The organism is Candidatus Izimaplasma bacterium HR1 (assembly GCA_000755705.1).
GTDB lineage: Bacteria > Bacillota_I > Bacilli_A > Izemoplasmatales > Izemoplasmataceae > Xianfuyuplasma.
In genome coordinates this window covers 1,760,678-1,773,785 of record CP009415.1, presented here as the reverse complement: position 1 = coordinate 1,773,785, position 13,108 = coordinate 1,760,678, and the positions used below count along the sequence as shown (strand labels likewise).

Below are 13,108 nucleotides of genomic sequence, written 5' to 3'. Positions count from 1 at the left end.
ATGAGTTTTAATTCATGGATAGGTACAATCGCAGAAACAAAAGAATTACATTCAGTGATTTCTTTACGCTCAAGATACTATAAAACAAACTACCAACAAGCCAAAGCAGTTGTTTTAGAACATGCTGAAGCTATTAAAGTAGATGTTAGAAATATCGATGATGAACATAAAGAGATACTACTGCAAAACAGTAGATTTCACATCATTGTTTCTTTTGTACAAGTTAACCCGATTGAAACATCTATCGATTTTAAAGTAGAAATGTATGGATTCTTTGGAATGCATCGCCCTCGTAAAATGATTACTAAATTTTACGAGTATTTAGACAATAACTTAAAATTTAAAGGTGTTGGATTACATCCATAAGGAGAATGTTACATGGAGTTGAACGGACTTGATAAGTTTAAACTTATCACATATCAAAATCTAGATATCGATGAAAGAAATGTATTTACATTACTATATCAACCATTAATTGGGTGTGACGCGTTCACACTTTATTTAACTTTATGGGCATTTATTGGTAGGTCTAGAATGAAAAGTCCTGAGTTCTTACACTATAAACTCTATGATATTCTAAGGGTATCTCCCGCTCAATTTATCCAAGCTAGAAAGAAATTGGAAGCAATAGGACTAATTGTAGCTTATCATAATGAAGAAGTTTATTTATATGAATTAAAGGCACCACTATCAGCAGAAGAGTTTATCAAAGATGGTAGTTTGGGAGCTTATTTATTCTCAAAAATTGGTAAAGAGAATTTCGATGATTTAGTAGAATTATTTAGAGTAAGTAGAAGTGATAAAGATGGCTTTAAAAACATTACTTCAAACTTTGATGAAGTATTCTCATCAATCCCTAAACCAATTGATGTAAAACACAATTTTACTAAGAAATCGAAAGCTAAAATTCAAATAAATCATAATTTTGATTTTGAAATATTTGTTGAAGGTCTTTCGAAAAATTATGTTGATCGACGTAAATTATCAAAAATTGTAAAAGAGAAAATTATGAACATAGCATATGTATATAATCTTGATGAATTCACAATGCAAAAGGTCTTCATGGATAGTGTTGATAGAGACCGTAATATAAACATTGAGGAGCTATCTAAAAATGCTCGTAAGTGGTTTGAATTTGAGAGAGAAACAGTTGAAACAACACCAGAAAAACCATCAAAGCAAAGTGTTACCCATGATGATATATTAACGCAATGTAAAACGGAAACACCATCAACTATTTTAGGAATTCTATCAAATGGGAAACCATCAACTGTTGAATTAAGAGTAGTTGAAAGAATAATTGAGAATTATGAATTTAGTGTAGAAGTAGTTAATTTCTTACTAGTTTATGTAATTGGACAGTTAGAAGAGTTTCCTTCTTATAATTATTTTGATAAAATAGCTGTAGAGTGGCAACGAAACAATGTTGATACAATTGAAGATGCTATTGGGAATATTAAAAATAGACAAAAAAGAATGACAACTAGTAAAGTAAGAAGACAGCCTGGTAAAAACGTATTACCAAAAGATGTTGAATCAGATTGGTTCGATGAATACTTGAAAAATAGATAGGTGATTTTATGAAAAAATTAAACTTAAGATTTAAACCGTTAAACAAAGAGGAAATTGTTGATTTAATCGTTGATGACGAGTATTTAAGAGAGTTTTTTATTGAGAATGATCTCGATACTAATTTCATCGAAGAAAACCTTCAAAATCTATTCAATTTCAAAATCGAATATGACAAATGTAGGAATTGTGAAGGTCTTGATAAGTGCACCCAAGATTTAATAGGACAAGAACCAGTAATTAAGTATGAAGATGATAAAATAATGTACTATTATAAAGACTGTGTGTACCGCGTAACTAGAAGAGAGCAACAAGCACAAACAGAATTAATAAACGCAATGTTCATGCCGAAAATGATTCAAACTGCTTCTCTAGAAGATTTCGATTTCAAAAGAGGTAAAAATCGTACCTATATCCATAACAAATTAACTACTTTTATCACTCTTTATTTAAATGGAGAAAAAATAAAAGGGTTATATTTATATGGACAATACCAAAAAGGTAAAACATACTCACTAGCAGCATTAGCTAACGAACTATCTAAGCGAGGAGTAAAAGTAATAATTGCTTATTACCCAGACCTAGTTAGAGAATTTAAATCTAGAATTGGTAACAACACAATAGAAGAACTAGTTTCGAGATTAAAGACTGTTGAGATTTTAATGCTTGATGATATTGGAGGAGAATCACCTTCACAATGGGTAAGGGATGAAGTCCTAGGACCAATCTTGCAACATCGTTTGTTAGATGAAAAACCAACGTTTTTCTCATCTAACGTCGCTCAAAAAGATCTCATGACATTGATGACTTTGAATAATCAAAAAGCTGAAATGATGAAAGCAGCTCGTATTGACGCTCGTATTCAATCATTAAGTGACGAAGTTGAAATGTAAAAACCTTTGACAAAACACTAAAAAAAGTTATAATAATATTGAAATACATTGAAGAGGATATGATTAATAAAAAACATTTCTTTAGAGAGGTAGTGCTTGCTGAAAACTACCAAATGTTCTTATTAATTACTCCCTTGGAGTAGGACTTGAAAAAGATTCCCGTTTCACTCGCGTTACGAGTTAGAGGGCTTAGGAGACTAAGAACAAAGGTGGTACCACGGATAACAATTCGTCCTTATTTTTAAGGACGATTTTTTTATACAAAAGGAGGAATAAATATGCCCAAAAATGATGTTTTAGAAAGACCTGTTAAGCAAGATGAGAAAATTAAAGAAAATGAGAAGCGGAAAGAAGATATACCTTTTCACTTTGGTGATTTCAAAATAGATGTTGAGAGAAATCCTTTCTTTATATCTTTTCCTAATGGAAGTAAGAAAGAGTATTTTACTGAGAAGTCATTATTCGAAATAGCTCAAGACATTTCGCCATCACTAAAGAAACGCTGTATCGTCGGAAAAGTAAACGGAAATGTCGTTGATATGAACACCGTAATATCAAGTGATAGTGAGGTTGTTTTCATCACAGACGCAGATCCTGAAGCTTTAGAAGTGTTACGACACTCTACAGCTCACCTTTTAGCAGAAACAGTAAAGAAATTATACCCACATGCTAAATTTGGAGTAGGTCCAACTATTGAAGATGGATTCTATTATGATATAGATTTAGGTGAAGATATTGTAAGTGAACATGACTTAAAGAATATCGAGAAAGAAATGAAAAAAATCGCATCAAGAAATGCGAAGATAGAACGAGGAGTCTTAACAAAAGAAGAAGCTCTAGATTTCTTTAAAAAAGACGAATATAAAGTAGAGTTAATCTCAGAATTACCAGAAAATGAAGAAATTTCAATCTATAAGCAAGATCTGTTTACAGATCTTTGTAGAGGGCCACATGTACCTGGTACTAAATGGGTTAAGCACTTCAAATTATTAAGTGTTGCTGGAGCATATTGGCGAGGTAATTCAGATAATATTCAGTTAACTCGTATTTACGGTACTGTCTTCTTTAAAAAAGAGGAACTTGATGAGTATTTACATTTATTAGAGGAACGAAAGAAAAGAGATCACCGTAAACTTGGTAAACAATTAGATTTATTCATGTTAAGTGAATACGGACCAGGATTCCCATTCTGGTTACCTAATGGAATGACTTTAAGAAGAGAATTAGAAAACTTCTGGTATGACGTTCATTTAAGAGAAGGGTACAAACTTATTCAAACTCCAATTATGTTAAATAAAGAATTATGGGAAATTTCAGGACATTGGGGTAATTATAGAGAAAATATGTATACTTCAAGTATTGATGATAAGGAATTTGCTGTAAAACCAATGAACTGTCCTGGTGGAATGCTAGTTTACAAAAGAGATATCCATTCTTACAAAGATTTTCCATTAAAAGTTGGAGAATTAGGATTGGTTCATCGTCACGAAGCTAGTGGAGCTTTGAACGGATTATTCCGTGTTAGGAACTTTACACAAGACGACGCACACATCTTTATGACTGAAGAGCAAATCGTAGACGAGATAAAAGATTTAGTAAAATTATATGATTACATGTATAGTGTATTTAACCTAGAGTATCATATTGAATTATCGACTCGTCCTGAAGACAAATATATCGGAGAAATCTCGACTTGGGATCGCTCTGAAAAAGCTTTAGCTGATGCCTTAGATTCAATGGGCAAAGAGTATGTTTTAAATCCTGGTGATGGAGCCTTTTATGGCCCTAAATTAGACTTCAAACTAAAAGACTCAATGAAACGTATTTGGCAATGTGGAACTATCCAATTAGACATGAATTTGCCAGAGAGATTTGACCTAACATATATCGACAAAAATGGAGATAAAAAACGTCCCGTTATGTTACACCGTGCTTTATATGGATCAATTGAAAGATTCATTGGAATTTTAATTGAACATTATGCAGGAGCATTTCCACTTTGGTTGGCACCTGTTCAAATTAAAGTGATTCCGGTTAACTTACAGTTTCATGAGGAATTTGCCAAAAAACTAAATGAAAACTTGCTTGACCATGGTGTTAGAAGTGAGATGGATATTCGCGATGAGAAACTAGGATATAAAATTCGTGAAGCTCAAACAAGAAAAGTACCATACCAACTAGTTATCGGAGATAAAGAAGTAGAATCAAACAACGTTACTTATCGAAAATATGGTTCACAGGAGCAAGTAACAGTTTCTATTGAAGATTTCATAAATATGGTTACAAAAGAGATAAAAAACTTAGGTAAATAGTAAAATAATAAAAAAGTGTGATTTTCACAAAATTCACACTTTCTTTTATATTTAAAGTAGTATAATATAAATGTAAGTACCTTTTAAGAGGTCTAAAAAGCTGTTATAATTATGATTTGAGGTTATCAAACATACTTGACTCTTATTGATTTATTATAAAAATAAACCATTGATAATCTCCATTAGAAGTAAAATTTGAACCCCCTTATCTAACTGACCTCAATCATATTATGATGTTATATAAAAGTGATCATGCTTTTTTATAAAGAATGTTCATAAAAAAAAGAATAGAACTGTTTAAATACAGTTCTATTTTTTATTTAAACTTAGAATGAATTCCTCGTTTGGATCAATATAAATTGTCTTGTTATTCTTGTAGGTAACAAAACTATTTACCTTCCCAGGGACTTTTTTTAAGTATCTTACCTCTACATAATCAATGGGAACACTACTCGAGTCTCTATAAGTGGAATAATAAGCAGCTAACTGAGCACAGGTTCTAATTGTAACTTCATCAAGAGGTGCAATGGCTCTACTGACCACATGACTTCCAGGAGCACCTTTGACGTGAAACCACATTTCGTTATGCTTAGCTAATTTATGTGTGATAAATTGGTTTTGAAGATTGTTTTTACCGACTAGTATTTCAATTCCTAATGAATCATAGTATGTGTCATAATTTGGTTTATATTTCTTCTTTTTAACTATATTTGTACGTTTAATTAACTTTCTGTTCATAAGTTCCATTTTAATCTCTTCTATATCTTTTAAAGAAGCGGATTCGATTTGAGAGGAAATTTGATCAATATATCGTATTTCCATTTTTGCATCTTTAATTTGATTTTCCAAATGTGGAATACTTGCCTTTACTTTTTTGTATTTCTTGAATATTTTTTCACTATTCTGAACAGGTGTTAGCTTATTATCAAGTAATATTTCTACATCCTGGTCAGTATAGTAATTTCTACATTTCAGGACACTATCACCCTTTAATAAATTGTGTAAATTTGCTTGAATTAACTCGCCTTTTACTCTAATTTCATCCATTTTACTTGTATCATTTAGATCTTTTGAAATTTTATCGATTTTATTAAGCAATTTATTACGATATGTCTTAGTGAACTTAATCAAATTTTTGGAATACTGTTTTATGATATCTATTCTATCTCGATTATAAAAATGATAATCAAGCAATTCGTTAACACTATTGAAATATCTTCTGTCACCTTCAATATAGGTTATATCAGTATAATAAAAATGGTCTCGTTTATTTGTGATTATTACTGGTTTATACTCGTTTTTTACTGTATTTATTACTTCTTTTATGGATTTACTCGTATTGTCTGCTCGATGAATTATCTCTTTATTAATTAGTGGACTGAATCCCATAAGTTGATTATAGTTCTCACTATAATTGTCAATTGATATATTTTTAAGAAATTCATTTAGGTCAGCCTCGATATACGGGTTGATTTGTGTAGTCTTTGGGTACTCATATATTGCTCCAGGAAAGATGGTTCTATCAGTTCCATCAAATGGCATTTGATGTTTAATTGATTCCAATATCTTAAATTCATTGTCAGTAACTATGATATTTGAGTATCTACCCATTACTTCAATGACTAATTTCTTATCCTGTAAATCACCGATTTCATTACGTCTTTCGATGGTTATTACTATGACACGATCATTTTCTTTCTGTTCGAGATTTTTTATAATTCCACCTTCTATTTGCTTCCTTAAAAACATGCAAAATGTAGGTGGTTTATTCGGTTTCTCATATTTCTTATCCGTAAGATGGATTCTAGCGTAGTTTGGAGAGCTAGAAATAAGTAATTGTTGCTTTTTTCCTTTTGCATTAATATTGAATATCAAGTCAAACTTAGAAAGCTGGTAGATTTTAGTAATTCTACCAGTATTTATTAACTCATTTAGTTCTTTGGTCAAATGTCTTATTATATTCCCATCTAAACTCATAATTATCACCACACAAATTATAACACAGAACAAAAAAAATGAAAAAAGTGTTTTCAAATCCTTACAATTTTGTCCATTTAATGTTATTATATATATAATTTATATCAGGTAAAGATATCTCACAAAGGGGGTCAGTTGAGATGAAACTCAATGAACGTGGATTATTAGTTGTCCTAAGCGGTCCCTCTGGGGTTGGTAAAGGTACAGTTAGAAAAGCTTTATTTGAATTAGAGGGTCATGATTTAGTTTATTCAATTTCAATGACTACGCGACAACCTCGTGAAGGGGAAGTCGATGGAGAAGATTATTACTTTGTTTCAAAGCAAGAGTTTGAGCAAAGAATAAAAGACGACCAATTCTTAGAATATGCGGAATTTGTCGGTAATTACTATGGGACCCCGCGAGACAAAGTGGATGAGCAAATTGAACTAGGTAAAGAAGTTGTATTGGAAATCGAAATACAAGGTGCTTTACAGGTTCGTGAAAGAGCTAAAGATGGTGTGTTTATATTTATAGCGCCACCAACAAAAGAAGCTCTTTTTAGAAGACTCTTAAGAAGAGGAACTGAAGATCCGAAAACCATTCAAAAGAGAATGGATAAAGCTGAGAGTGAGTTCCCGTTAGCACATAAATATGATTACATTGTTGTAAATGACGAAGTAACGAATGCAGCAGATAGAATACTGGCAATCATTCGTGCTGAACATGCAAAGACAGAAAGATCTATATACAAATACAAAGAAATGTTGGAGGTAGAATAATTTGAAAAATCAAGAAGGATTACGTTATCCATCAATTGATAATTTACTAAAAAAAATCGATTCTAAATATAAATTAGCTTATACAAGTGCAAAAAGAGCTAAGAAAATTAGAGAAGAAGAATATGTGGCTGTGACCCCAAAATGTAGCAAACCAGTTGGGCAAGCACTTGAAGAGATTTTAGAGGGAAAAATAGAAATTGACTTTGAAGAAAATTAGTAGAATTCGTTCTACTTTTTTTTATTTTATGACCCTATAGGGTCATAATTATGCTATAATATACAGTAGAAAACAAAGCTGGAGTTGACAACATGAATGATAATTTTTTAAACTTACTAAAACAATTAAATCTCCAAGAGAAAACAGATATATATAATGGTGATTTAGTCGAAATCCTAATCGATCCAACTACTGATAGTTGGCTTTTTGATGTGGAATTTGATGAACCGATTTCAATAAGTGATTTTGAAGCTTTTCATCTACAAATACAAGAATTACCAAAAGAAATAAAATCTTGTAAGAAAGCTGAATTAACTATTAGGTATAAGAACAACGACTTCAAAAGGCTTGAAGATTATTATGATTTTGTTCTAAAGCGTTTGGCAGTAAATAAGCCAAGATTTAGTGCGATAGTAGATTTTGATATTGAAATAAATAAAAACCGTATTGAAGTAATATGTCCTAGTGATGGGACATTTGTTACTGCAATGTTATACGAGATAAAATCAGAACTATTAAAAATGGGGTTTGATGCTTTATTAGCAACAAGAATATGTAAAAAGCAACCTAAAATAAAAGACCGAATTATTAAAGAAGGTGTTGATTTTGAAAACACTGTAAATCAACAACAAGAATTCGAAGTTGTTGAAAAGAGATATGTTAGTTTTAATAACAATGCAGTGCGAGGAATTAAACATACAATTGCCGATGTACCTAAAACAGAAAATGATTTAATCGAATATAAATCTATGAGTGAGAATACAATCTTTACCCTTGAAGGTGAAATTACCAAAGTAGATTACCGCGCTTTAAATACGGGTACTCATCTCTATACTTTTATCCTTAGTAATGATGTAGATTCTATATATCTTAAAAAGTTTGTAAAAGACAAAGATGAGAAGAAATTTATGGATGGTACAAAAGTAGGAATGCTTGCCAAAATTAAAGGTAATGCATCATTTGATAAATTCTCTGATGAAGTAACTGTAACTGCAATTGTCTTTGAAAGAACAAACTACATAATACCAAAAGATCCTCGAAAAGATTTGGCAACAGAAAAACGTGTTGAGTTACATCTTCATACAAAAATGTCAACTCTTGATGGAATTGACAATATTACTGACTTTGTAAATACCGCTAAAAAATGGGGACACGAGGCTATAGCTTTAACTGATCATGGTAATGTTCAGTCATTCCCGGAATTATATAAAGCAACAAAGGATAAATCAATAAAACCAATTTATGGTTGTGAGTTTACCTTTGTTGATGAAAGAGATTTGCAAATCGTTCAAAACCCAATTGATATAGCATTTACAGATGCTACATATGTTGTATTTGATATTGAGACAACAGGTCTTAGTGTTAATTATGATAAAATCATTGAAATCAGTGCAATCAAAGTTAAAAATAACCAGGTTATCGATCAATACGATACCTTTGTGAACCCAGAAAGACCAATTAGTCTATTAACAACAAGACTAACATCAATTAAAAACTCTGATGTAGCTCTTGCACCGAAAATAGAAGAAGTAATCCCTGAGTTTAAGAAATTCTTTGAAGGTTCAATTATGGTAGCCCATAATGCTCACTTTGATATGGGATTCATCTATAGTGTTTTAAAGCAAAACGACTTATATGATAAAGAAATCACAACAATAGATACTTTACAAATAGCTAGAAGTCTTTATAGTAATCAACTTAAAAGATTTAACTTAAAAGCTGTTTCTAAGTTCTTTAAAGTAAATTTGGAGCAACACCATCGAGCTGAATACGATACAAGAGCAACTCAAGAAATATTCTTACATATGCTAAGAGATGCTCGTCATCAAGGTATCACAAATATTAAAGATTTTAATATGTTAAGTGATAAAAGTGATGCATATAAACACTCTATTTCTAAGCATATAAACATTTTAGTTAAAAACCAACAAGGACTTCGTAACTTATATAAAATCGTCAGTGACGCTAATACAACACACTTTCATAGGGAAGCACGTCTTTTAAGAAGTGTTCTTGATGAAAATAGAGAAGGATTACTTGTAGGTAGTGGGTGTATGAACTCTAAATTATTCGAAATAGCTAAAAACAAAAGCTATGAAGAATTAAAAGAATACGCTAAATATTACGACTACTTGGAAGTCCAACCAATCAGAGATTTTGCACACTTAGAACAAGACATGGATAACTTCAAAGTAAACATCCAAGATACAATAACTAGAATCATAAAAGTAGGTAAAGAACTTAACATCCCCGTAATAGCTACTGGTGATGTTCACCATATTAGAGAAATGGATAAAAAATATCGTGAGATATATGTTGTTACACCACTTGTTGGTGGTGGATTACATCCATTATCAAGATATAAAAATATCCCTTCACAATACTTTAGAACTACTAACGAAATGTTAGAAGAATTCTTCTTTGTTGATGAAGAAACAAGAACGGAAATCGTTATAACAAATAGCCAATTAATTAACAGTAAAATTGAATTTGTTAAAGCCTTTATTCCTGAATTATATGCTCCTAAAGATGACTTCTTAGCTTTAGAAGGTATCCCGTCAGTGCAAAACAAATTAATCAAAATGGTTAATGACAAAGCACGAGGATTATATGGAGATACCCTACCTAAAATTGTTGAAGATCGTATTAATAAAGAAGTAAAAAGTATCACAGAAAACAAATTCTCAACTGTTTACTATATTTCCCATCTCCTCGTTAAAAAATCTCTAGATGAAGGATATTTAGTAGGTTCACGTGGTTCAGTTGGTAGTAGTTTAGTAGCTACTTTAATGGATATTACAGAAGTAAATCCATTACCACCTCATTATGTTTGTCCTAAATGTAAATTTTCTAGTTTTAAAATGACAACCGAAGAGAAAGGTAAATATAGCTTTGAAGAGAATGAAATTCGTCTACAAGCAATCCTCGATAAATACCAAACAGGGTACGATTTACCAAATGAAACTTGCCCGGTTTGCTCGGAAGATTTAAAAAAGGACGGACACTCAATTCCTTTCGAAACATTCTTAGGTTTCAAAGGAGATAAAGTTCCCGATATCGACCTTAACTTTTCAGGTGATTATCAACCTGCAGTACATGAATATATTAGAAAAATATTTGGCCATGAACGTGCCTTTAGAGCTGGAACGATTTCAACTGTAGCTGAGAAAACTGCATTTGGGTATGTTAAAGGATTCCTAGAGAAAAAAGACCTAACAATGCGTAAAGCAGAAATCGAAAGAAATGCTTCTCATATTACTGGAACAAAGCGTTCAACAGGACAACATCCTGGTGGAATCGTAGTTGTACCTTCATACAAAGAAATAATTGATGTTACTCCCATCCAATTCCCTGCTGATGATACAACAGGTAACTGGCGTACAACACACTTTGATTACCATAGTTTTGAAGATAACTTATTTAAATTAGATGTACTAGGTCATGATGATCCAACAATGATCCGTTTCCTAATGGATTATGTTAAAGAACATCCAATCGATTTTCCATTCTCAGATGCAACAGAAATACCTTTAGACGATCCTAAAGTATATAGTTTACTAAGTACTACCCAATCAATTGGTTTATCACCAGATGAACTAGGATTAGATAGTGAAGTTGCTAGTTTCGGTGTCCCAGAAATGGGAACGAGGTTTGTTCGTGATATGTTAAAAGATTCGCGTCCAAATACTTTTGCAGATATTGTAAAAATATCAGGACTTTCACATGGTACAGATGTTTGGTTAAATAATGCCAAAGACTTAGTAACAAACCGAACTAGTTTCGGTAAAATAGCCTTCAAAGACGTTATTGGTTGTCGTGATGATATCATGGTTTCCTTGATTGCTTGGGGTATGGAAGAAGCGACAGCTTTTGAAATATCAGAGTTTATCCGTAAAGGTAAAGCTGCAGGTAATCCAGATAAGTGGGAAGGCTATAAATTAATCATGAGGGATCATAAAATTCCTAATTGGTATATTTGGTCTTGTGGTAAAATCAAATACATGTTCCCGAAAGCCCATGCTACAGCATATGTTATTATGGCTTTAAGAATTGCCTGGTTTAAATACTATCATCCAATCGTATTCTATAGCGCATATTTCAGTAAGCGAGCTAGTGATTTTGATGTTTATGCATTAAAAGGCGGAGAATATGAAATCTATAAAAAATACCGTGAAATCATGGATAAAGGAAACGCTGCTTCTGAAACAGAAAAAAGAACAGCAGTCGTCCTAGAAGTTGCTTATGAAATGGTGAAGCGAGGATTTAAATTTAAAAATATCAATTTACACAAATCAGAAGCTAGAGACTTTGTAATTGATGAAGATAATAAATCACTTATCATCCCATTTATTACGATAGATGGACTTGGGTTAAAAGTAGCTGAATCAGTTGTGACAGCCCGAACTGAAAGAGAGTTTAAATCAAAAGACGATATTAAAGAAAGAACTTCTTTATCGAAGACGTTATTCAATAAACTAGATATGTTAGACGTCTTTGAAGGTATGCCTGATAATAGTCAAATGAATCTTTTTAACCTTTCATAAGATTTTCAAAACTATTAATTATAAGGTGGTATAATAATTAAGAAAAAGGAGTGGATTTAGATGAGATTTAGAGGAGAAAATCCTGTATATAAATATGGAAATTACGAGGAAGCATATAGTGATACAGATGCAGCTACTTATACTGGAGTAGCAGTAAAAACTGGATTACTATTAGCAATCATTGCTTTTTCTGCATTATATTTTGCTAGTACTTTAAGTTTTAGTACATTTAGTGCAATAACTCTTGCACCAATCATCGCAGCACCAATCATTGCTATAATTGCTGTAATAATGACTCATAGAATGCCACAAATTGCCTTTGCAACATCAATTCTGTACGCAATTTGTGAAGGAGTATTTCTTGGTTTCATTAGTGCATTATTTGCATTTGCATATGGCGGAGAAATAGTTCAAATGGCATTAATTGGAACATTCGGAGTCCTTGCTGGAATGTTGTTCTTATATTCGACTGGAACAATTAGAGTAGGAAGTTTCTTCAGAAAATTTATGTTCTCAATGTTAATAGGGTTAATCTTTGCTTCGTTAGGTTTATTATTACTAAGTTTTACAAGCCTATTATCTTTTGCAGCATTTGATACTTTATATGTTGGTATCGTAGTTATAAGTGTTGTTATATCAAGTCTCTTTTTATTAGTAGATTTTGATAATATTACTAGATACGTAGAATCAAGTGCACCAAAACAATATGAATGGTCTTTATCATTAGGATTAGTTGTTACTATTGTTTGGATATATATTGAGTTACTAAGATTCTTTGCAATTTTAGCTAGAAGAAATTAGATAAAAAAAGCACCTTTTGGTGCTTTTTTATAAT

9 protein-coding genes and 1 other annotated feature are annotated in these 13,108 nt (G+C 31.6%); of the genes, 8 read left to right on the top strand and 1 reads right to left on the bottom strand.

Going from position 1 to position 13,108, the window contains the following annotated elements; all coding sequences use genetic code 11:
- From KQ51_RS08670 to thrS, 4 genes are all read left to right on the top strand, one after another.
- Positions 1-366, top strand: a complete 366-nt coding sequence (locus KQ51_RS08670; protein WP_038471267.1) for a hypothetical protein — start codon at positions 1-3, stop codon at positions 364-366.
- A gap of 12 nt (positions 367-378) precedes the next feature.
- Complete coding sequence (locus KQ51_RS08665) at positions 379-1,572, top strand: replication initiation and membrane attachment family protein (RefSeq protein ID WP_038471266.1); 1,194 nt, start codon at positions 379-381, stop codon at positions 1,570-1,572.
- A gap of 8 nt (positions 1,573-1,580) precedes the next feature.
- A complete protein-coding gene (dnaI, locus tag KQ51_RS08660; protein WP_038471265.1) occupies positions 1,581-2,462 on the top strand; it encodes a primosomal protein DnaI in 882 nt (293 codons plus the stop codon).
- Between the two features lie 39 nt (positions 2,463-2,501).
- Positions 2,502-2,702 (top strand) — a binding site (T-box leader).
- 38 nt (positions 2,703-2,740) lie between these two features.
- Complete coding sequence (gene thrS / locus KQ51_RS08655; protein WP_081909954.1) at positions 2,741-4,774, top strand: threonine--tRNA ligase; 2,034 nt, start codon at positions 2,741-2,743, stop codon at positions 4,772-4,774.
- 309 nt (positions 4,775-5,083) lie between these two features.
- Here thrS and KQ51_RS08650 read toward each other — a convergent pair whose 3' ends face one another.
- Entirely contained in the window at positions 5,084-6,751 is a 1,668-nt protein-coding gene (locus KQ51_RS08650) for an Rqc2 family fibronectin-binding protein (RefSeq protein ID WP_038471263.1), read from the bottom strand.
- A gap of 140 nt (positions 6,752-6,891) precedes the next feature.
- Between KQ51_RS08650 and gmk the strand changes: the two genes are divergently transcribed.
- The 4 genes from gmk (at position 6,892) to KQ51_RS08630 (ending at position 13,074) form a co-directional block, all read left to right on the top strand.
- A complete protein-coding gene (gene gmk, locus KQ51_RS08645) occupies positions 6,892-7,512 on the top strand; it encodes a guanylate kinase (protein WP_038471262.1) in 621 nt (206 codons plus the stop codon).
- Position 7,513: 1 nt separating this feature from the next.
- Positions 7,514-7,729 carry a DNA-directed RNA polymerase subunit omega gene (gene rpoZ, locus KQ51_RS08640; protein ID WP_038471261.1) on the top strand — a complete coding sequence of 72 codons (216 nt, stop codon included), beginning with the start codon at positions 7,514-7,516 and terminating at the stop codon, positions 7,727-7,729.
- A gap of 92 nt (positions 7,730-7,821) precedes the next feature.
- Complete coding sequence (locus tag KQ51_RS08635; RefSeq protein WP_038471258.1) at positions 7,822-12,273, top strand: PolC-type DNA polymerase III; 4,452 nt, start codon at positions 7,822-7,824, stop codon at positions 12,271-12,273.
- Between the two features lie 60 nt (positions 12,274-12,333).
- Complete coding sequence (locus tag KQ51_RS08630) at positions 12,334-13,074, top strand: Bax inhibitor-1/YccA family membrane protein (protein WP_038471256.1); 741 nt, start codon at positions 12,334-12,336, stop codon at positions 13,072-13,074.
- Positions 13,075-13,108 lie beyond the last annotated feature (34 nt).

What these genes read in the sequence shown, in the direction of transcription:
- KQ51_RS08670 (WP_038471267.1), top strand. Translation starts at nt 1, where the DNA reads ATGAGTTTTAATTCATGGATAGGTACAATCGCAGAAACAAAAGAATTA.
- KQ51_RS08665 (WP_038471266.1), top strand. Translation starts at nt 379, where the DNA reads ATGGAGTTGAACGGACTTGATAAGTTTAAACTTATCACATATCAAAAT.
- dnaI (WP_038471265.1), top strand. Translation starts at nt 1,581, where the DNA reads ATGAAAAAATTAAACTTAAGATTTAAACCGTTAAACAAAGAGGAAATT.
- thrS (WP_081909954.1), top strand. Translation starts at nt 2,741, where the DNA reads ATGCCCAAAAATGATGTTTTAGAAAGACCTGTTAAGCAAGATGAGAAA.
- KQ51_RS08650 (WP_038471263.1), bottom strand. Translation starts at nt 6,751, where the DNA reads ATGAGTTTAGATGGGAATATAATAAGACATTTGACCAAAGAACTAAAT.
- gmk (WP_038471262.1), top strand. Translation starts at nt 6,892, where the DNA reads ATGAAACTCAATGAACGTGGATTATTAGTTGTCCTAAGCGGTCCCTCT.
- KQ51_RS08635 (WP_038471258.1), top strand. Translation starts at nt 7,822, where the DNA reads ATGAATGATAATTTTTTAAACTTACTAAAACAATTAAATCTCCAAGAG.
- KQ51_RS08630 (WP_038471256.1), top strand. Translation starts at nt 12,334, where the DNA reads ATGAGATTTAGAGGAGAAAATCCTGTATATAAATATGGAAATTACGAG.